The sequence below is a fragment of the Pseudomonas sp. FSO-7 genome, from assembly GCF_059579345.1.
Genome location: NZ_CM184193.1, coordinates 4,827,171 through 4,846,365 on the forward strand (window position 1 = coordinate 4,827,171; position 19,195 = coordinate 4,846,365).

General features: G+C 60.5%; 20 protein-coding genes. 11 read left to right on the plus strand and 9 right to left on the minus strand.

The genetic code is table 11. From position 1 onward, the window contains the following. Positions 1–16: 16 nt before the first annotated feature. The 3 genes from AC515T_RS21035 (at position 17) to AC515T_RS21045 (ending at position 3,371) form a co-directional block, all read left to right on the plus strand. Entirely contained in the window at positions 17–838 is an 822-nt protein-coding gene (locus tag AC515T_RS21035) for an ion transporter (protein WP_496529878.1), read from the plus strand. A 93-nt stretch (positions 839–931) separates the two neighbouring features. Then, positions 932–1,930, plus strand: coding sequence for a sulfate ABC transporter substrate-binding protein (locus tag AC515T_RS21040; RefSeq protein ID WP_003179178.1), 999 nt, complete (start codon positions 932–934; stop codon positions 1,928–1,930). A gap of 253 nt (positions 1,931–2,183) precedes the next feature. Next, positions 2,184–3,371, plus strand: coding sequence for an MFS transporter (locus tag AC515T_RS21045; protein ID WP_496529879.1), 1,188 nt, complete (start codon positions 2,184–2,186; stop codon positions 3,369–3,371). A 59-nt stretch (positions 3,372–3,430) separates the two neighbouring features. On the opposite strand, the gene AC515T_RS21050 is transcribed toward AC515T_RS21045, so the two are convergent. The 4 genes from AC515T_RS21050 to AC515T_RS21065 all read right to left on the minus strand — a co-directional run bounded on the left by AC515T_RS21050 (position 3,431) and on the right by AC515T_RS21065 (position 6,898). Then, complete coding sequence (locus tag AC515T_RS21050) at positions 3,431–3,622, minus strand: PLDc N-terminal domain-containing protein (protein ID WP_057451946.1); 192 nt, start codon at positions 3,620–3,622, stop codon at positions 3,431–3,433. A 71-nt stretch (positions 3,623–3,693) separates the two neighbouring features. After that, complete coding sequence (locus AC515T_RS21055; RefSeq protein ID WP_496529880.1) at positions 3,694–4,224, minus strand: hypothetical protein; 531 nt, start codon at positions 4,222–4,224, stop codon at positions 3,694–3,696. Positions 4,225–4,458: 234 nt separating this feature from the next. After that, a complete protein-coding gene (locus AC515T_RS21060) occupies positions 4,459–4,977 on the minus strand; it encodes an ankyrin repeat domain-containing protein (RefSeq protein WP_144929614.1) in 519 nt (172 codons plus the stop codon). Between the two features lie 94 nt (positions 4,978–5,071). Beyond that, complete coding sequence (locus AC515T_RS21065; protein WP_496529881.1) at positions 5,072–6,898, minus strand: long-chain-acyl-CoA synthetase; 1,827 nt, start codon at positions 6,896–6,898, stop codon at positions 5,072–5,074. 356 nt (positions 6,899–7,254) lie between these two features. Between AC515T_RS21065 and AC515T_RS21070 the strand changes: the two genes are divergently transcribed. After that, the gene (locus tag AC515T_RS21070; protein WP_003204481.1) at positions 7,255–7,533 is read left to right on the plus strand and encodes a DUF3509 domain-containing protein; all 279 of its coding nucleotides are present in this window, start codon (positions 7,255–7,257) and stop codon (positions 7,531–7,533) included. A gap of 1,404 nt (positions 7,534–8,937) precedes the next feature. Here AC515T_RS21070 and AC515T_RS21075 read toward each other — a convergent pair. From AC515T_RS21075 to aroC, 3 genes are read right to left on the minus strand one after another with little or no spacing between them, the layout of a single operon-like run. Next, entirely contained in the window at positions 8,938–9,471 is a 534-nt protein-coding gene (locus AC515T_RS21075) for a 1,2-dihydroxy-3-keto-5-methylthiopentene dioxygenase (RefSeq protein ID WP_496529882.1), read from the minus strand. A gap of 34 nt (positions 9,472–9,505) precedes the next feature. Continuing rightward, on the minus strand, positions 9,506–10,651 hold the full coding sequence (locus AC515T_RS21080; protein ID WP_496529883.1) for an MFS transporter: 1,146 nt from the start codon (positions 10,649–10,651) through the stop codon (positions 9,506–9,508). A gap of 34 nt (positions 10,652–10,685) precedes the next feature. Further along, entirely contained in the window at positions 10,686–11,777 is a 1,092-nt protein-coding gene (aroC, locus tag AC515T_RS21085) for a chorismate synthase (RefSeq protein WP_496529884.1), read from the minus strand. Between the two features lie 143 nt (positions 11,778–11,920). On the opposite strand from aroC, the gene AC515T_RS21090 reads away from it, so the two are divergent. Together AC515T_RS21090 and AC515T_RS21095 are read left to right on the plus strand one after the other, a co-directional pair. After that, positions 11,921–12,886: an alpha/beta hydrolase gene (locus AC515T_RS21090; protein ID WP_496529885.1), complete on the plus strand. Its 966-nt coding sequence runs from the start codon at positions 11,921–11,923 to the stop codon at positions 12,884–12,886. A gap of 109 nt (positions 12,887–12,995) precedes the next feature. Then, positions 12,996–13,784, plus strand: coding sequence for a hypothetical protein (locus tag AC515T_RS21095; RefSeq protein WP_496529886.1), 789 nt, complete (start codon positions 12,996–12,998; stop codon positions 13,782–13,784). A gap of 288 nt (positions 13,785–14,072) precedes the next feature. Here the strand turns inward: AC515T_RS21095 and prmB are convergent, their stop codons facing one another. Then, complete coding sequence (gene prmB / locus AC515T_RS21100; RefSeq protein ID WP_496529887.1) at positions 14,073–14,981, minus strand: 50S ribosomal protein L3 N(5)-glutamine methyltransferase; 909 nt, start codon at positions 14,979–14,981, stop codon at positions 14,073–14,075. Between the two features lie 254 nt (positions 14,982–15,235). Between prmB and AC515T_RS21105 the strand changes: the two genes are divergently transcribed. From AC515T_RS21105 to AC515T_RS21115, 3 genes are all read left to right on the plus strand, one after another. After that, complete coding sequence (locus AC515T_RS21105) at positions 15,236–15,826, plus strand: cysteine hydrolase family protein (RefSeq protein WP_014339619.1); 591 nt, start codon at positions 15,236–15,238, stop codon at positions 15,824–15,826. Between the two features lie 130 nt (positions 15,827–15,956). After that, positions 15,957–16,277: a hypothetical protein gene (locus tag AC515T_RS21110; protein WP_053124023.1), complete on the plus strand. Its 321-nt coding sequence runs from the start codon at positions 15,957–15,959 to the stop codon at positions 16,275–16,277. Positions 16,278–16,350: 73 nt separating this feature from the next. Continuing rightward, positions 16,351–16,908 (plus strand): Smr/MutS family protein, encoded by a 558-nt coding sequence (locus AC515T_RS21115; RefSeq protein ID WP_003204497.1) that lies wholly within the window; start codon positions 16,351–16,353, stop codon positions 16,906–16,908. A gap of 106 nt (positions 16,909–17,014) precedes the next feature. Here the strand turns inward: AC515T_RS21115 and AC515T_RS21120 are convergent, their stop codons facing one another. Further along, positions 17,015–17,674 (minus strand): hypothetical protein, encoded by a 660-nt coding sequence (locus AC515T_RS21120; RefSeq protein ID WP_496529888.1) that lies wholly within the window; start codon positions 17,672–17,674, stop codon positions 17,015–17,017. A 376-nt stretch (positions 17,675–18,050) separates the two neighbouring features. On the opposite strand from AC515T_RS21120, the gene folE reads away from it, so the two are divergent. Continuing rightward, complete coding sequence (folE, locus tag AC515T_RS21125; protein WP_010456659.1) at positions 18,051–18,596, plus strand: GTP cyclohydrolase I FolE; 546 nt, start codon at positions 18,051–18,053, stop codon at positions 18,594–18,596. 104 nt (positions 18,597–18,700) lie between these two features. Then, on the plus strand, positions 18,701–19,072 hold the full coding sequence (locus AC515T_RS21130) for a glutathione S-transferase N-terminal domain-containing protein (protein ID WP_496533170.1): 372 nt from the start codon (positions 18,701–18,703) through the stop codon (positions 19,070–19,072). Positions 19,073–19,195: the final 123 nt, after the last annotated feature.

Genomic DNA, 19,195 nt, shown 5'->3' on the forward strand with positions numbered 1-19,195 from the left:
GGTTCAGGCGAAGAGTATGGACAGCAGCAATTGGCGTGAACGCCTCTACGTGATCATTTTCCAGACCGACACCGTGGCCGGCCGGCGCTTCGACAGCACCCTGCTGTTGATCATCCTCGCCAGCCTGGTGATCGTGATGCTCGACAGCATCGACAGCGTGCACAAAAACTACGCAGCCCTGCTGGCCGGTATCGAGTGGGGCTTCACCTTCATCTTCATCGTCGAGTACGGCTTGCGCCTGTACTGCTCACCCAAGCCGCTGCGCTATGCCTTCAGTTTCTACGGGTTGGTGGATCTGCTGGCGATCGTGCCGGGGATCCTGGCGCTGTACTACAGCGATGCCCAATACCTGTTGATTATTCGGATCATCCGCATGCTGCGGATTTTCCGCGTGCTCAAGCTCAGCCCTTATCTCAAGCAGGCCAACTACTTGCTGGCGGCGCTGCGCGGAAGCAAGCAGAAAATCATCGTGTTCCTGGTCAGCGTCTCGACCCTGGTGACCGTCTTCGGCACGCTGATGTATGTCATCGAAGGGCCCGAGCACGGTTTCACCAGCATTCCCAAGGGCATCTATTGGGCTATCGTGACACTGACCACCGTAGGCTTCGGCGACATCGTGCCCAAGACGCCCCTGGGCCAAGTGGTGTCGTCCCTGGTGATGATCACCGGTTACTCGATCATCGCCGTGCCAACGGGTATTTTCACGGCTGAACTGGCCACGGCCATGCGCGGTGACCAGCTCAAGCACGATTGCCCGGTGTGCAGCAAAAACAACCACGAACACGGCGCCGCTTTCTGCTCCCGTTGTGGCAACGCGTTGTTTAAGAAATTGGAATAAGCAAAGCACTTTTTGATGCTTGAAGGTCTATAGCCTTGCAGCTAGTGTGCTGGCTAATTGCTCGGAACCCCCGTTGATAAAAAGGAATTCGCAGTGAAGAACTTCTTTGGCGCCTCCCTTCTCGCCGCTGGCCTGACCTTCGGCAGCCTGGCCCACGCCGCCCCGACCCTGCTCAACGTTTCCTACGACGTGATGCGCGATTTCTACAAGGACTACAACGCCGCCTTCCAGAAGCACTGGCAGGCCGAGCACAACGAAAACATCACCGTGCAGATGTCGTTCGGCGGCTCCAGCAAGCAGGCGCGCTCGGTGATCGACGGGCTGCCGGCGGATGTCATCACCATGAACATGGCCACCGACATCAACGCCCTGGCGGACAACGGCAAACTGGTGCCCGAGAACTGGGTCACCCGCCTGCCGAACAACAGCGCGCCGTTCACCTCGGCCACGGTGTTCATCGTGCGCAAAGGCAACCCGAAGGCACTGAAAGACTGGCCCGACCTGCTCAAGGACGGCGTGCAAGTGATCGTGCCCAACCCGAAGACCTCCGGCAATGGTCGCTACACCTACCTGTCGGCCTGGGGTTACGTGCTGAAAAATGGCGGTGACGAGAACAAGGCCAAGGCCTTCGTCGGCAAACTGTTCAAGCAGGCGCCAGTGCTGGACACGGGCGGTCGCGCCGCGACGACCACGTTCATGACCAACCAGATCGGCGACGTGTTGGTGACCTTTGAAAACGAGGCGGAAATGATCGCCCGCGAGTTCGGCCGCGACCAGTTCGAAGTGATCTACCCAAGCGTTTCCGCCGAGGCCGAGCCACCGGTCAGCGTGGTCGACAAAGTCGTCGAGAAAAAAGGTTCCCGCGAAGCCGCCGAGGCGTACCTCAAGTACCTGTGGTCGCCTGAAGGCCAGGAAATCGCCGCCGCCAACTACCTGCGCCCACGGGACCCGGCGGTGCTGGCCAAATACACCGACCGCTTCCCGAAAGTGGACTTCCTGTCCGTGGAAAAAACCTTCGGCGACTGGCGCACGGTGCAGAAGACGCACTTCAATGACGGTGGGGTTTTCGACCAGATCTATAGCGGGCAATAAGGCACTGATCCCATAGGGTTGCCAGAGAGCTTTTGTGGCGAGGGAGCTTGCTCCCGCTGGGTGGCGAAGCCGCCCTGAAAAACGATGAGCGCTTCGCACTCAAGCGGGAGCAAGCTCCCTCGCCACATAAAGCCCTCCTCTCAGTCGCCATCATCAACCACAGGCATGTCTGATATCAGCCACAAAGCTCTGTTCCAGAGCAGCACAACTCTTTAGCCTCACGCCATCTTTCCTGTTCACTGATGAGATTGCCATGAGTGCCCACCCCGCCACCCTGACCCGAGGCATGGTCCTGCTGTTCGCCTTCTGCTGCGGCGCCATCGTCGCCAACATCTACTACGCCCAACCCATCATCGAACTGATCGCACCCGACGTCGGCCTGAGCAGCACCATGGCCAGCCTGATCGTTTCGCTGACCCAGATCGGCTATGCCCTGGGCCTGTTTTTCCTGGTGCCACTGGGGGACTTGCTGGAGAACCGTCGGCTGATGATCCTCACCACGCTGGTGGCGATTGCCAGCCTGTTGGGGGCGGCGTTCACTGACCAGCCGAATGTGTTCCTGCTGGTCTCGCTGTTGGTGGGGTTCAGTTCGGTGTCGGTGCAAGTCCTGATTCCGCTGGCCGCGCACCTGGCGCCGGAGGAATCCCGGGGGCGAGTCGTCGGGGGGATCATGGGCGGCCTGCTGCTGGGGATCCTGCTGGCGCGGCCGGTCTCCAGCGTCGTGGCCGATCATTTCGGCTGGCGGGCCATGTTCATCATCGCCGCCGCGTTGATGGCCGCGATCAGCATTGTCCTGGCGCTGACCGTGCCCAAGCGCCAGCCCGACCATAGCGCCTCTTATGGCCAACTACTGGGTTCGCTCGGCACCCTGCTGCGCCAACAACCGCTGTTGCGGCAACGGGCCTTCTATCAAGCCTGCATGTTCGCCACGTTCAGCCTGTTCTGGACTGCCGTGCCACTGGAACTGTCACGCAACCATGGCCTGTCCCAGACTGAAATCGCCCTGTTCGCCCTGGTCGGCGCCATCGGTGCCATCGCCGCGCCCATCGCCGGTCGCCTGGCGGATGCCGGCCATACACGCAACGCCTCGCTGCTGGCGATGCTGTTCGCCAGCCTGAGTTTCCTGCCAGCGCTCATCCATCCGCTCTACAGCGTGATCGGCCTGGCGGTGACCGGCGTGGTCCTGGATTTCTGCGTGCAAATGAACATGGTCCTGGGCCAGCGCACCATCTACGCCCTCGATGCCAAGAGCCGCAGCCGGCTGAATGCGCTGTACATGACCAGCATCTTCGTCGGCGGTGCCTTCGGCTCATCGATTGCCAGTGCGGTGTACGAACACGGCGGCTGGTTGTGGGTGGTGATCGTCGGCAGCGCCTTCCCGCTGTTGGCCTTGCTGCGCTTCTTGAGTGCTTCGCGCAAGCCGTCCCTGGCCACGGCCTGAAACCCCACACATAAAAAATGCCCGGTCGCGCAAGGCGGCCGGGCATTTTCATGGAGCGGTCAAATCCGCACGTTGCCACGGGGCCCGGCAATCGCCCAGATGATCAGGCCCAGGACTGGCAGCAGCAGGATCAGCAGCACCCAGAGGATTTTCATCCCGGTTTCCGCGCCACTCTTGAGGACATTGATGATCGCCCAGATATCGAGCGCCAGGATAATCAGGCCGATCAGGCCGTTGAAGGTGGAACCCATGGTATCGCTCCCAAATGGTGATAGGCACCCTTAGGATAGCGGGCTCCAGGCAAGGGTTCCGTTTTATTGCTTCAGACGTGGACCGCGACCTTGAGGGCTTCCAGGGCCGGTGCGGCGGCGATGCCGACTTCGGCACACAGTTCCAGCACCCGCGGCACGTCGTTGCCGTACACCAGCACCATTTGCAACTCATCGTCGAGCAACTGGCTGAAGTTCATCAGCACGTAACCGCCGTTTTCCTTGTTCAGGCTGCTCATCTGGATCTGGATGCGGTTGAGCGCGGTCAGGGCTTCGGTTTTCGCCAACTGCTTGGGCTTGAGGTTGAACGCCACGCCAGGGCCGAACGAGGCGACGATCTGTTCGAACAGGTCCACGTAGGTATCGGACTGGAACAGCACGGTGTCCGGCAGGCTGCCTACCACTACCCACTCACCCAATGGGATCGGGAACGTGTCGTCGTAGTTGATATCGGGGTTGGCCGCCAGGAAAGCCGCCGGATCGGCGTAGGCCTGGGCCGCTTCGTCAGCGATTCGCTCGATGTCGGCCTCGCCAAGGCAGCCGGAGCTGATTTTGCCGATGAGTTCGATGAGGGCGGCTTTCATGGCGTGAATCCTGTGGCGAAGGGTGTTTTGAGGGCGGGCAGGATAACGCATCACATCGGTCGAGTCAGGAACCCGTGGCGAGGGAGCTTGCTCCCGCTCGGCTGCGAAGCAGTCGTAAATCCGCTGAACAGGGTAAACCTGACAGGTTGCGGTGGCTGGATTTGGGGCTGCTGCGCAGCCCAGCGGGAGCAAGCTCCCTCGCCACAAAAGCCGTCGGGATCGGAGTTTAGCCCATCAGCCCAACAACTTTTCCAACTGCGCCGTAGTATCCACCGCGCCCATGGTCCGGGCGGCATCGAGGGCCGAGACGCCGTTGGCGTCCTTGGCTTTCGGGTCGGCGCCTTTGCCGATCAGGTAGTCGACGATTGCCACCCGGTTGAACATCGCCGCCATCATCAAGGCGGTACGGCCATCGAAGGAGGCGCCTTCCACTTGCGCGCCGCCATCCACCAGCGCCGAAACCACTGCCAGGTCGCCCTTGAACGCTGCGCCGGCAATCGGGCTCTGGCCGTTGTCGTTGCGGATTTCCGGATCGGCCTTGTGCTCCAGCAGCACTTTCACCGTTTCCACGTGCCCGTGGTAAGCGGCCAGCATCAACAGGGTGTCGCCCTTGTGGTTGCGCAGGTTGGGCGGCAGGCCCTTGCTCAGCAGCGCGGCCATCATGGCTGCGTCGCCCTGGCGTGCGACGTTGAACACCTGCTCGGCAAACTCGGCAGCCTCTTCCGGGGTCATCTGGCGGCTTGTATCGGACATGGGAAACTCCACTCGGGTCTTCGCAAAGCGGCTAGTTTCCCGACGGACCCGGGCGCTGTCATCCCTTTTTTCACTGTGTCCGTCATAGCCAGAATCAATAACGCAATTGTCCGTCCTGGATCCGGGTCGCCAATTGTCGGTCCACCCGCACGTACGTATCGGTGCCCGGCAGCCAGGCATAGACCGGCTCGTCCCCCGTGATGCACGGGTCGAACCCTTCAGCCTTGAGGCGCGTCTTCTGGTACTTGAAGGTGCCGGTGGTATCCATCTTCACCTTGATGCGCAGGAACAGCGGCACGGCATAGGCGGGCAATTTGCATTGCAGGAATTGCAGCAGCTCGCTGAAGTCCAGGGTCGCCAGGGATTCGGACGGGGTGATCGCCGCCATGCCGGCACGGCCATTGGTGCCATTGATCTCCACGCCATAAGCCACCGCCTCGGCCACCTGCGGGTGTTGCAGCAAAACGTTTTCGACTTCCGTGGTGGAGACGTTTTCGCCTTTCCAGCGATAGGTGTCGCCAAGGCGGTCAACGAACTGCCCATGCCCGAAGCCGATGTTGCGCAGCAGGTCCCCGGTGTTGAAATAACGGTCGCCCGGCACGAAGACATCCCGGCAGATGGTTTTTTCGGTCAAGGCCTGCTCCGTGTAGCCGTCCAGTGGCGCCTTCTCGTCGATCCGCGCCAGCAGCAGGCCCGGTTGGCCCCTGGGCACTTTTTGCATGCGCCCTTGCAGGTTGCGCAACGGCAGGCCACTGGCATGGTCGTACTGCACCAGCTCCCAGCCCATCAGGGAGAACCCGATGGTGTTGTCGAAATTCAGGATGTTGGTAAAGCCGATATTGCCATCGCTGGCCGCATACAGCTCGCAGATGTGATCGATGCCGAAACGCGTCTTGAAGGTCGACCAGGCCCCCGGCCGCAGGCCGTTGCCGATCATTTTCTTTACGTCGTGGTGGCGGTCGTCGGCCGCGACAGGCTGGTCGATCAGGTAGCGGCACAACTCACCGACGTAACCCAGCGTGGTCGCCCGGTAACGGCGTACGTCGCTCCAGAAGTGGCTGGCGCTGAACTTGCGCCGAATCGCGAACCCCGATGCACCACAGATCGCCGCGCCCCAGCACACGCACAGGCCCGTGGCGTGGTATAGCGGCAAGGTGCAATAGACGACATCGTCGGGCTGCATGTCCAAGGCGATCAGGCCGAAGCTGGTGGACGTGCGCATCCAGCGACCGTGGCGAAACACCCCGGCCTTGGGCAGCCCGGTGGTGCCCGAGGTGTAGAGGTAAAAACACGGGTCGTTGCAGAAAACCTCCCGGCTGCACGCCGGGTTATCGTCCGGGTAATCCTCGCAACCGGCCAACAGGTCGACGAAACCGGACGGGGCATCGGTGCTGTCCTGATCCGCCAGCCACCAGGTCCTGCTGCTCGACAGTGCGGTGCGCGCCCGTACATCGTTGAAGGCCGCGACCCGCTCATCCCCGACCACCACCGCGACCGGGTTGACCAGGGCCAGGCTATGCACCAGCGCATCGCCGGTCTGCGAGGTGTTGAGCATGGCGCTGACCGCGCCAACCTTGGCCATCGCCAGCACGCTGATCAACAGTTGAGGCCGGTTCTCGACGAGTATCGCCACGCAATCGCCCTTGCCGATGCCTTGGGCCAACAGGTAATGGGCGATGCGATTGGCCTGCGCGTTGACCTGTGCATAACTCAACACTGTATCGCCACACAGCAGTGCCGGGCCCTGGGGATTGCGTTGGGTGGCCTGTTCGAAACACCAGCCCAGGCCACAAGGCTGGGTCGGTCCCTGGACATTGGCCAGCTTCATGCCTTTGACAATCCGGGGAACGGCTCTGGCGATGGCTGGCAGCTTGCGCAGCATCATGCCCCAGGTAATGGCGTCGCTGGATGTACGACTCATGGTGATCTTCCCCGTTCGACCTCGTGGGTCTCGGTTCTTGTTATCGGGCTGGCAGTGATTTTGGCTCGAAAGTACGCCCGCGATCACGGCGCTGTACATGCGGTTTTTGCAATGTTTTGTATCTGCTGCCGGAGGCAGGAGATGCGTGAGCGCCGGAAAACGATTTGGTTCCAAAAATCGTTGCTCGACCCCGCAAAATGCAGGATGCACGATGACCATTCATGCAAGATGCACGAAAGCGAAAATAGAGAAAAAACATAACATGTTGTTTTTAAAGTATTTTTTACAAGAGGAAATGCTGGCACAGACAGTGCAACCACCTCTCCACGGTTTGCCACACCATGGAGCAGTCAACTATGAACATGATTCAAGAAAAGTTTGCATCCCTGTTTTCCAACTACGAAGTGACCACTCAGCCCCGCCCGGACGGCGGCATTTTGCTGACCTTGCGTAATAGTGACGGCAAGCTGTTCAAACGCACGATTTCCTATGCGCAATTGCATGCTGGGGATCAGTTGTCTTGGGCGATCAGCGCGATCCGTCGTGACTTGGCGGAACAGGCTAGCGAGTTGCCACAGATCACCTTGTTGCAGAGCCAGCATCGGTTTGCGCTGCCGACTTACCATAGCGCTTGAGTCTGCTTTGCTGTTCACTTGGAAACGGCGCTTTTTTCAGAGATGGAAAGCGCCGTTTTTTTGCGCCTTGGGAAAGCCCACTTTGGTGTGTATATCCGTTTCTTCGGTAACGGCGACTTAGGGTTCCGCTCTTACAGCGGGTCACTTTTGAAGAGCCCGGAAGCCGGCCCAGTCAAAAGTAACCAAAACGCTTCTGCCCCACCACTCGGTGCCTCGCTTAGGCTCGGCATGCCTGAACGAAGGCATTGCTCCGTGGGCCCGCCGCGAAGGGCCATCCATGGCCCAGCGCGGCTAACCCGGCATCCATGCCGGGTTGCCCACTGCGCAATACCTTCGTTCAGCCAGCGTGGTTTAACGGGCGCCCGAGATCAACGTCCACCACGAGGCGGCCTGATAGCCGACCTGGTTCTTGGTGAGACCGCGTTTCTCCTGTGGGAGCGAGCCTGCTCGCGATGACGGTGTGTCAGTTTGTGGTGATGTTGGATGTGTCGGCCTCATCGCGAGCAGGCTCGCTCCCACAGGGATCTTGGGTGTTCGTGGGTCTTGGGTTCACCACAGACCCATTGTGGGAGCGAGCTTGCTCGCGATGGCGGTGGGTCAGTTTGTGGTGATGTTGGATGTGCCGGCCTCATCGCGAGCAAGCTCGCTCCCACAAAGGATCTTGGGTGTTCATGGGTCTTGTGTTCACCGCAGGCCCACTGTGGGAGCGAGCTTGCTCGCGATGGCGGTGTGTCAGTTTGTGGTGATGTTGGATGTGTCGGCCTCATCGCGAGCAAGCTCGCTCCCACAGGGGATCTTGGGTGTTCATGGGTCTTGTGTTCACCGCAGGCCCACTGTGGGAGCGAGCTTGCTCGCGATGGCGGTGTGTCAGTTTGTGGTGATGTTGGATGTGCCGGCCTCATCGCGAGCTTGCTCGCGATGGCGGTGGGTCAGTTTGTGGTGATGTTGGATGTGCCGGCCTCATCGCGAGCAAGCTCGCTCCCACAGGGGATCTTGGGTGTTCATGGGTCTTGGGCTCACCACAGACCCATTGTGGGAGCGAGCCTGCTCGCGATAGCGGTGGGTCAGCCACATAGATGCCAGCATGTGCCCCGCTCTTGCTCTTGCTTTGGCTCTTGATCTGGACGCCCCGTTAAACCACGCTGGCCGAACGCAGGCATTGCGCAGTGGGCAACCCGGCATGGATGCCGGGTTAGCCGCGCTGGGCCAGGGATGGCCCTTCGCGGCGGCCCACGGAGCAATGCCGGAGTGAGGGCACACCGAGCCTAAGCGAGGTGCCGAGTGGTGGGGCAAAGCGTTTTTGGTTACTTTTGGCGTTCTTCCAAAAGTGACCCGCCGTAAGGGCGGAACCCTAAGCCGCCGTTACCGAAATAACAGATATACACACCAACCCTAAGAACGCGGTCAATCCTCCAGACGAGGAAACCGGCGAGCAATATCATCCCCAGTAAGCTCAGCAACCAACCCCTGCGAACCACCAGACAAACGAATCGAAACAAAATACGGCCGCTCTCCCCCGTCAAACCAATGCGCCGTACCGGCAGGCACCGTGATCAAGTCATTCCTCTCACACAGCACCGCATAGACATAATCGCCAATGTGCAGGTTAAACAACCCCCGACCAGCAACGAAAAATCGTACTTCGTCCTGGCTATGGCGGTACTCATCAAGCACCCCTGCTTGTTCCGGATGATCGCAGCTGACACTGACCACATCGACCGCAACATAACCACGTTCAGTCATCACCCCATCGATCCGAGCCTGGTAAGCCGCAATGATCTCCTCCTCACTGGCCCCAGGCTGAATGTTCGCCGCCGCTTCCCAGCGATCAAAGCGAACCCCTTGCTCAGCCAAAGTCGCGGCAATGTCCTCAAAGTGAGTCAACACCTTGTTCGGAATGTCAGGGCTCGATACGTGATAAACGGACAGGCTGCTCATGACAATGGCTCCAGCAAATTAACGGTTCGAAGGCTCATGGCCGGTCCTCTTGCATACGTGTCGCAATGATAACGGCCGCCGCGAAGGCGACGAGGCTGGCAAGGCTGAAGGTCCAACTGGCGCCCAGGGCGTTCCAGCTGTAGCCGGAGTACAACGCGCCCAAGGCCCCGCCCGTGCCGGCCAACGCTGCATACAGCGCCTGCCCCTGGCCTTGCTGGCGGGGACCGAAGCTGCGTTGCACGAAATGGATGGCGGCGGCGTGAAAGCTGCCGAAGGTCGCCGCGTGCAGCACCTGGGCGAACAACAACACCCAGAGAAACTCGGCCAACGAACCCAACAACAGCCAGCGCAACGCCGCCAGCAGGAAACTCGCCAGCAGTACCCGGCGCACGGAAAACCGCGCCAGGATCCGGCTCATCAGCAGGAAGACCAAAACTTCCGCCACCACACCGACCGCCCAAAGCATCCCGATCAAGCCGCGACTGTAGCCCAGGCGTTCGAGGTGCAACGTCAGGAAGGTGTAATACGGCCCGTGGCTCACCTGCATCAGGCCCACGCAGATGTAGAACGCCAGCACCCCAGGGTTGCGCAGTTGCCGCAGGAAGCCCTCCCCCGCGACTCGCGGCCCCTGCAATGGCTGGGCGTTGGGCACCCAGAAGCTGGCGAGGACGATGCCGGCCATGATCAGCACCAGGGCCAGTGGGTAGATGTCCAGGCTCAGCCATTCGAACAAGCGGCCGAGCACGACCACGGTGATGATGAAGCCGATGGAGCCCCACAGGCGGATCTGACTGTAGCGCGAGGCCTGCCCGCTCAGGTGGGCCAGGGTGATGACTTCGAACTGCGGCAACACCGCGTGCCAGAAGAACGCATGCAGCGCCATGACCATCGCCAGCCAGGCGTAGCTTTTGTCGATGAAGATCAGCGAGAAGGTCAGCAGCGTGCAGATCGCGCCAAACCGCACGATCGCCAGGCGTCGGCCGGTGTAATCCCCCAGCCAGCCCCAGATGTTCGGCGCCACGCAGCGCATCAGCATCGGGATGGCCACCAGCTCGCCGATACGCGCCGCGTTGAAGCCCAGGTGATCGAAATAAAGCGCCAGGAACGGCGCTGTCGAACCGAGCAGCGCGAAATAGAACAGATAGAAACTGGAAAGCCGCCAGTACGGCAGTGCCGCCATGGTCGTCAGGCCACGGCGGCTGGCAGGCCGGCCATCAAAGTTGTCCCAGCACCGGGGTGCTGACGCGGACGTCGGCGTTCTGGCCGCGATGACGCAGCAGGTGATCCATCAGCACGATGGCCATCATCGCTTCGGCGATGGGCGTGGCACGAATGCCGACGCACGGGTCGTGACGACCCTTGGTGATCACCTCGACCGGGTTGCCATGGATGTCGATGGAGCGCCCCGGTGTGGTGATGCTGGACGTCGGCTTCAAGGCCAGGTGCGCCACGATCGGCTGGCCCGAGGAGATGCCGCCGAGGATGCCGCCAGCATTGTTGCTGAGGAAACCGTCCGGGGTCAGTTCGTCACGGTGCTCAGTGCCTCGCTGGGCGACGCAGGCGAAACCGGCGCCGATCTCCACGCCCTTCACCGCGTTGATGCTCATCAGCGCGTGGGCCAGCTCGGCGTCGAGGCGGTCGAAGATCGGCTCGCCCAGGCCGGGCATCACGCCTTCGGCCACCACGGTGATCTTCGCGCCGACCGAATCCTGGTCCCGGCGCAGTTGGTCCATGTAGGCCTCGAGTTCCGGCACCTTGTCCGGGTCGGGGCAGAAGAACGCGTTCTGTTCCACCGAATCCCAGGTCTTGAACGGGATTTCGACAGGGCCCAACTGGCTCATGTAGCCACGAATCACGATGCCCTGGCTGGCCAGATATTTCTTGGCAATCGCCCCGGCCGCCACGCGCATGGCGGTTTCCCGGGCCGAGCTGCGGCCGCCGCCACGGTAGTCGCGCTCACCGTATTTGTGGTGGTAGGTGTAGTCGGCGTGGGCCGGGCGGAACAGGTCCTTGATGGCCGAGTAGTCCTTGGACTTCTGGTCGGTGTTGCGGATCAGCAGGCCAATGGCGCAGCCGGTGGTGCGCCCTTCGAACACGCCGGACAGGATTTCGACTTCATCGGCTTCCTGGCGCTGGGTGGTGTGGCGGCTGGTGCCGGGCTTGCGGCGGTCCAGGTCACGCTGCAGGTCGTCCAGGGAAATCTCCAGGCCCGGCGGGCAGCCGTCGACAATGGCGACCAACGCCGGGCCATGGCTTTCGCCCGCGGTGGTGACAGTGAACAGCTTGCCGTAGGTATTGCCGGACATGCAGGGTGCTCCGTGAAAAACGCTGAGAGACTCAACCTTGGATTCGTAGTGGGCGCCAGTATACGCAGGCTCCCCGCGTAGTTCATCCTCGAACCTTATCGGCGACCACCAGTCCAACCGGCACCTTCGCAACTAATGGCGTGATGATGTTAAAGCTGCTTGCCTTAAGCCTTGCCGTGTTCACCGGCCTGTTTTCCTGCCTGGCCCAAGCCACGGTGCTGCAACGCCCGATCAGCCTCGACACCGGCAGTGGCGAGCTTTTCGGCTCGTTGTTGCTGCCCAAGTCCGACACGCCCGTGCCGGTTGTCCTGATCATTTCCGGGTCCGGCCCTACGGATCGCGACGGCAACAACCCCGAGGGCGGGCGCAACGACAGCCTCAAGCGCCTGGCCTGGGTCCTGGCCAGGCACAACATTGCCAGCGTGCGCTATGACAAACGGGGTGTGGCCGCCAGCCTGGCGGCGACACCGGACGAGCGCAACCTGAGTGTCGAGGCCTATGTGGCCGATGCCGTGGCCTGGAGCCACAAGCTCGCCGCCGATCCACGCCTGGGCCCGCTGATCCTGCTGGGTCACAGTGAAGGCGCGTTGATCGCCAGCCTCGCCGCGCCCCAGGCCGACGCGGCGGCGGTGATTTCGCTGTCTGGCAGCGCCCGGCCGATCGACCAGGTGCTGCGCCAACAACTGAGCAACCGCCTGCCACCGCCGCTGATGTTGCGCAGCAATGAGCTGCTCGACAGCCTCAAGGCCGGGCGGCTCGACAACAACGTGCCGGCGCAATTGCAGGTCATTTTTCGCCCCAGCGTACAGCCCTACCTGATTTCGCTGTTCCGCCAGGACCCGGCCCGGGCCTTCGCCGCGTTGAAGATGCCTGCCTTGATCATCCAGGGCAGCAACGATATCCAGGTCAGCGCCGATGATGCCCGGCAGTTGAAAGCCGCCAAGCCCGACGCCGAGCTGGCGCTGATCGAGGGCATGAACCACGTAATGCGCATCGTGCCCAACGACGTGAAACGGCAACTGGCCTCCTACAAGGATCCCAACCTGCCCCTGGCGGCCGAGCTCGGTGTGCGAATTCTGCGTTTTATTGACGCGTTAGCCGCCCGTTAAGCGGTTTTAGTCACAACTAGCCCTCCAGTCCTGGCAAAAACGGCCGATAGCACTGTGTCGGATAGCGCAATGGCTACCGACCCGCCGGCCTGGACAGGACTTTGCCGTTATGACTGAAACTCAAACTTCCCCCGACACCGCTGCCGAAGCCCCCGCCTCGTCTGCGGTGGAACTGCCGTGGGCGGACGTGCATACCGAGCATCACAAGATGCTCCGTCTGGCGCCGCTCAAGACCGACCGCGCCACCGGTGTGCGGCCGCTGCGGTTTGTCGAGTTCAGCTATGTGGAGCGCCACAGCAAGGAACGCAGCCTGCTGCGCATGAGCATCCAACTGCCGAACCAGCGGGTGCGCAAGGAACAGAATCACCTGGATGTCTGGGCCGACCACGTCGAAAAACGCCTGACTTTTTCCCCGGACAACCTGCAAGTCGAGCCGTTGAACCGTGGCATCGGCCGTTTCCTCGCGGCCCAGGGTATTACCTGGGCCAAGAAACGCTGGTCGGCCTACCAGGTTGAGGGCGCCGATCTGGATAACAAGGACGCCCTGAACGAAGACACTCGCCTGCGCCGCGACCGCTTTCTCAAGGCCCAGGGGTTCGAGGTGGTCTACGCCGACGCCCAGCACCTCAAGGGCAGCATCAAGCCGGCCCAGGTAGGCGATTTGATCGGGGATTGGAACACCGAGAAGCTGCAGTTCGTGACCATCCTTGAAGCCGCGCAGATGCTGCAACAAGCCGAGCAGAACCTGGCGGAACAGGAAGTCAAACTCAAGCAGCAGGAAGAAAAGGTCACCAGGTTCAAGCGCGAAGACACCGGCCTGCGCTTCACCATCACCTGCCTGGTGGCCTTCGCCATGTTCCAGGCGGGGTTGCTGATCTGGATTGCGACACGCCATTAACTCAACAGCGCGTGAATAACCCTGTGGGAGCGAGCTTGCTCGCGATAGCGGTAAATCAGTCAACTTCCATGCTGCTGATCCGACGCCATCGCGAGCAAGCTCGCTCCCACAGTGGATTGCGGCGTCATGCAGACACTCGTGGCGAGGGAGCTTGCTCCCGCTCGGCTGCGCAGCAGTCGTAAACCCGGCGACTGCAATTTGTCTGGGAATTGCGAAATTAGCTTTTAAAGGGGGCCGCTTCGCAGCCCAGCGGGAGCAAGCTCCCTCGCCACAAAAGCGGTCGCAGGATCAAACCCGCGAAGCAAACAACCCCTGATGCTGGCGGCACTGCTCGGCACTGAGCATGAACACACCATGGCCGCCGCGCTCGAAGTCGAGCCAGGCGAAATCGACTTCCGGGTACAACGCCTCGACGTGCACCTGGCTGTTGCCCACCTCGACAATCAACAGCCCCTTCTCGGTCAGATGATCGGCCGCCTCGGCCAGCATCCGGCGAACCAGGTTCAAGCCATCATCGCCACAGGCCAGGCCCAGCTCCGGCTCGTGCTGATACTCCTGCGGCATGTCGGCGAAATCTTCCGCATCGACGTAGGGCGGGTTCGACACGATCAGGTCGAAACGCTGCCCCGGCAAACCGTCGAAACCATCGCCCTGGACGGTGAACACGCGCTCATCGACGCCATGGCGCTCGATGTTCTGGTTGGCCACTTCCAGTGCTTCGAACGACAGGTCGGCCAGCACCACTTCGGCCTCAGGGAATTCATAGGCACAGGCAATGCCGATGCAACCGGAACCGGTGCACAGGTCGAGAATCCGTGCCGGCGCCTGGCCCAACCAAGGCTCGAAACGTTTTTCGATCAGCTCACCGATGGGCGAGCGCGGAATGAGCACGCGTTCATCGACGATGAACGACATTCCGCAGAACCAGGCCTCACCCAACAGGTAGGCCGTCGGGATGCGCTCGGCAATGCGCCGACGCAGCAGACGCTGCACATGGACCAGTTCTTCGTCTTCAAGACGGCAGTCCAGGTAGCTGTCGGCAATTTCCCACGGCAGGTGCAACGCACCCAACACCAGTTGCCGGGCTTCATCCCACGCATTGTCGGTGCCATGGCCGAAAAACAGATCCTTCCCATGGAAACGGCTGACGGCCCAACGGATATGGTCGCGCAGGGTACGGAGACGGGAAGTGATCACGGCGGCAAACTCCAGAAAAATCGACGGGCGAGTCTACCAGCCAAACGCGGCCCCACCCAAACACGCCGCGATGGCGAACGAAAAGCGCTGGACCAATCGTAGGATTTATCCGTTTTTTGCACTGCCTATTGAACGAGACGAGCCTCTTGACAAGGCTGTAGGCCAGCAACGGCGGCCCTTGCGATGGAAGCGATTCACAGAACCGCTCAGCCAGAGGACAATGTCGCAAAAGCCCCACTCGAAGGAGCCCCAGAATGTCCGTTCCAAAAACGATGTTTCAACTCAGCGGCCGTGGTTATGCAGCGGCCAATCTGAGTCAAGCGACCTTGATCATCATCGATGCCCAGAAGGAATACCTCGCCGGGCCCCTGGCCCTGAGCGGCATGGATGCAGCCGTCGCGAACATCAAGCAACTGCTCGGCGCGGCCCGTGCAGCCGGTCGACCGATCGTGCATGTGCGCCACCTGGGCACCCATGGCGGGCTGTTCGATCCACAAGGCGAACGCGGGGAATTCATTCCCGGCCTAGAACCCCAGGGTGACGAAACCGTGGTCGAAAAGTTGCTGCCTAGCGCCTTCCACGGCACCGAACTGAAAAAACGCCTGGAAGACTTCGGCCCCCTGGACCTGATCGTGTGTGGGTTCATGAGCCATTCCAGCGTCAGCACCACCGTGCGTGCCGCCAAGAACCTGGGCTTTCGCTGCACCCTGGTGGAAGACGCCTGCGCCACGCGCGACCTGCCCTACAAGGGCGGCGTCCTCAGCGCCGAGCACGTTCAGCAGACCGAAATGGCGATCATGGCCGACAACTTCGCCACCCTGGCCCTGACCCGCGACTTCATCTGATGCGCCTTGATGAGCGGCCCTCCCTGCCGCTCATCCGCAAAAGCCTCTCATTTGCCGCAATTGCCATACTGTCAGGAACAACCCGAATATCTTCCGGTCGAAGGGCCGATACCCATTGAGGAAGGTCGGAATGAAGTTATCCGATGGTTTTGACGCACGTCGCTTGCGGCCCAAGGGCCCGAGCAACTGGCGGTTTCGTTTTGGCGCGGCGATCGCTGCGCTCCTGGCAACACTCGGTGTACTTCTGGCCATGGCCGGCGCGGCCAGCCTGCTGGGCCGTCCACCCGCATTGGGCGAGTTGAATGCCACCCCGCTGGGTTCGGCGATCATCCTGGCAGTCGGTCTTTTCGTACTGTTGCTGGGCGTCTGGCTCTGGCGCCGCTGCCGCCGTCGCGCCCGCCAATCCCTGGAGCTGGCCATGGCTCCGCACCTGATGAAAAAGCACGACTGATCCGCCACTCGACGTTTTGTCGCGCCTGATCCCGCCAGAGTTGGGTAAACTGGCCGGCTTCGCGGAGGCTGACATGCAAGACGACGACTTTTCCCTGTTCAAAAGTGCGATCCAGGGCGTAAAACCGATCAAACACGACCGTGCCGAGACCGGCAAGCCCAAGGCCGATCGCGCGCAAATCGCCAAGCTGCGCCAGGCTGCCACCGTACGCACCGATGCCACCACCGTGGACGGTTTGTCCGATCAGTTCGTGATCGACGTCGGGCCGGAAGACGAGTTGATGTGGGCGCGCGACGGTGTCCAGGAAAGCCAGATGCGCAAGCTGAAGGTCGGCCAGATCCCCTTCGAAGGCAGCCTCGACCTGCACGGCATGAGCGTCGAAAAGGCCCGGGAAACCCTTTGGGCGTTCCTGGCCGAAGCCACCAAGTTCGAAATCCGTTGCGTGCGCGTCACCCATGGCAAAGCCGTGCGCCTGGACGGCAAGCGACCGATGATCAAGAGCCACGTCAACACCTGGCTGCGCCAGCACCCGCAAGTGCTGGGCTTCACCTCCTGCCAGGCGAAACACGGCGGCGCCGGGGCGGTCTACGTGATGCTCAAGCGCACCATGATGGAAGGTCGCGACGAGTAGCCCTCGATTGCCGAGCGAGTAACACCGCGTCCGCCAGCGTAAGGCATATCGAATCGATAAAAAAAGCCCCTCAATGACGGGGCTTAAATGAATGATGGTTCGTTATTTAAAACGACTCGACCGGCTTATTGACCTGCTGAGCCAACTTGATTTGGTCAAGCTTTGGGAAAGAGAACTTTATAATCAGATAAGCATCCTTGCCTATGCCATTGATGACTAAATCCGCACTCCTCACATTGTCAGGCGCCATGTCCACTAAGCGACGAAAATTTTTAGCACCTTTAATCGACATTCCATTTTCAATGTAGGTGTAAGTAATATTACCCGCATTCAAGGCTGCATTTTCGTAATTTGAAAACTGGGCAGTTACCTCTTCGATGCTTGTCGTTTTGCCCGCAAGCTCGAGCAAATCCAGAATCGATTTGCCATCGCTGACAGCCGCCATGTCAAAGTTTTTCCTCATGGCGCCCAAGGCGCGCTCGAACAACTCACGATCAACGGGTGCAAGCAGCGAAACCATTGAAAGTTTATCGTTCTTGAACACCAGCGACGCAGTGAACTTCTGTTCAATAAAGACCAATTCAGTGCACTTTACAGTAGAACCCACCTGCGTCGAACAATCGTAATAACCGGCAGCCTCGGTGTAATTCGCGATAGGTGAATCATAAGCGTAGTTCTTGAACAGGTTGTCAGCCGCGCCTGCAGTCTGCGCTCCAGCAAGAATGGCTACCACGGCCAGAGCCAACGAATAGATTTTTTTAAGCATGGATTCCGTTCCTAGAAGTGGAGTGACGAATATAGCCATATGCTATCAGTCTGGAATCCGATTTGTCTTCTTCAACCCAAGCAAGCCGGTGCGGTCGTCCGATACCTCAGGACAACACCGACCGGATCGAAGGTTCGCGCCCACCGGCCATACAACTGCCGACACACTTAAGCTACCATGTGCAGCACGGCGGGTATGAAACCCTGCAATCACTGCCTCTCAGCTCGGTCATGGCATTCAGATGCTGCCGACCATACGCCCTGTGGGCCTTCAGCAGCGACTGGAGTGAACTGGGCAACTCGAAACAGCTTGATTGGTACAAAATGGGTACAGACAGAACAAGTACCCTCCTGAAACCCTTATGGAATCAGCCTCTGTGACACTGGAACAGAATTACACCGCGATCCTCGGCCAACTGGGCGAGGACGTTTCCCGCGAGGGCCTGCTCGACACGCCCAAGCGCGCTGCCAAGGCCATGCAGTACCTCTGCCGCGGTTATGAACAGACCCTGGAAGAAGTCACCAACGGTGCCTTGTTCAGCTCCGACAACAGCGAGATGGTGCTGGTCAAGGACATCGAGTTGTACTCGTTGTGCGAACACCATCTGCTGCCTTTCATCGGCAAGGCCCACGTGGCCTACATCCCGAGCGGCAAGGTGCTGGGGCTGTCGAAAGTCGCGCGCATCGTCGACATGTATGCCCGGCGCCTGCAGATCCAGGAAAACCTCAGCCGCCAGATCGCCGACGCGGTCCAGCAAGTGACCGGCGCCCTGGGCGTGGCGGTGGTGATCGAAGCCAAACACATGTGCATGATGATGCGCGGTGTGGAAAAGCAGAATTCCTCGATGATCACCTCGGTGATGCTCGGCGAGTTCCGGGAAAACGCCGCCACCCGCAGCGAATTCCTCAGCCTCATCAAGTAACTCGTCGTATGAAGAAAACCGGCATCGATCGCCGGTTTTTTTTCGCCGGTGAAAAATCAGGTAAGCTGCGCGCCCTCTTCTTCCCTGCCGCGAGACTGAATACCGTGATCGTCAAAGCGCTTCGAGTTGGCTTGGGCCAGCTCATTATCTTCATCGACTTCATCACCCGCCCCGGCAAGAAACAACGCACGACCGAAGCCCAGGCGCAGGTCGACCAGGCCGCCCGCAGCTTGACCCTGTATCAATTCCACGCCTGCCCGTTCTGCGTGAAGACCCGCCGCACCCTGCGCCGTCTCAACGTGCCGGTGGCCCTGCGCGATGCGAAAAACAACGAGCAGGATCGCCAGACGCTGCTGGAGCAAGGCGGCAGGATCAAAGTGCCGTGCCTGCGTATTGAAGAGAATGGCGAGACCACCTGGATGTATGAGTCCAAGGTGATCATTGATTATCTGGATAAGCGGTTCTCTGCAGCCTGATAATTTTCTGGTGTGGCTACTGGCCTCATCGCGAGCAAGCTCGGCTCCCACAATGGGCCTTGGTGAACGCTAGATTTGTATTCACCACCGTCCCCTGTGGGAGCCGAGCTTGCTCGCGATGGG

Coding starts and splice junctions, on each gene's coding strand:
- AC515T_RS21035 (WP_496529878.1), top strand. CDS start 17: ATGGACAGCAGCAATTGGCGTGAACGCCTCTACGTGATCATTTTCCAG.
- AC515T_RS21045 (WP_496529879.1), top strand. CDS start 2,184: ATGAGTGCCCACCCCGCCACCCTGACCCGAGGCATGGTCCTGCTGTTC.
- AC515T_RS21050 (WP_057451946.1), bottom strand. CDS start 3,622: ATGGGTTCCACCTTCAACGGCCTGATCGGCCTGATTATCCTGGCGCTC.
- AC515T_RS21055 (WP_496529880.1), bottom strand. CDS start 4,224: ATGAAAGCCGCCCTCATCGAACTCATCGGCAAAATCAGCTCCGGCTGC.
- AC515T_RS21060 (WP_144929614.1), bottom strand. CDS start 4,977: ATGTCCGATACAAGCCGCCAGATGACCCCGGAAGAGGCTGCCGAGTTT.
- AC515T_RS21065 (WP_496529881.1), bottom strand. CDS start 6,898: ATGAGTCGTACATCCAGCGACGCCATTACCTGGGGCATGATGCTGCGC.
- AC515T_RS21070 (WP_003204481.1), top strand. CDS start 7,255: ATGAACATGATTCAAGAAAAGTTTGCATCCCTGTTTTCCAACTACGAA.
- AC515T_RS21075 (WP_496529882.1), bottom strand. CDS start 9,471: ATGAGCAGCCTGTCCGTTTATCACGTATCGAGCCCTGACATTCCGAAC.
- AC515T_RS21080 (WP_496529883.1), bottom strand. CDS start 10,651: ATGGCGGCACTGCCGTACTGGCGGCTTTCCAGTTTCTATCTGTTCTAT.
- aroC (WP_496529884.1), bottom strand. CDS start 11,777: ATGTCCGGCAATACCTACGGCAAGCTGTTCACTGTCACCACCGCGGGC.
- AC515T_RS21090 (WP_496529885.1), top strand. CDS start 11,921: ATGATGTTAAAGCTGCTTGCCTTAAGCCTTGCCGTGTTCACCGGCCTG.
- AC515T_RS21095 (WP_496529886.1), top strand. CDS start 12,996: ATGACTGAAACTCAAACTTCCCCCGACACCGCTGCCGAAGCCCCCGCC.
- AC515T_RS21105 (WP_014339619.1), top strand. CDS start 15,236: ATGTCCGTTCCAAAAACGATGTTTCAACTCAGCGGCCGTGGTTATGCA.
- AC515T_RS21110 (WP_053124023.1), top strand. CDS start 15,957: ATGAAGTTATCCGATGGTTTTGACGCACGTCGCTTGCGGCCCAAGGGC.
- AC515T_RS21115 (WP_003204497.1), top strand. CDS start 16,351: ATGCAAGACGACGACTTTTCCCTGTTCAAAAGTGCGATCCAGGGCGTA.
- AC515T_RS21120 (WP_496529888.1), bottom strand. CDS start 17,674: ATGCTTAAAAAAATCTATTCGTTGGCTCTGGCCGTGGTAGCCATTCTT.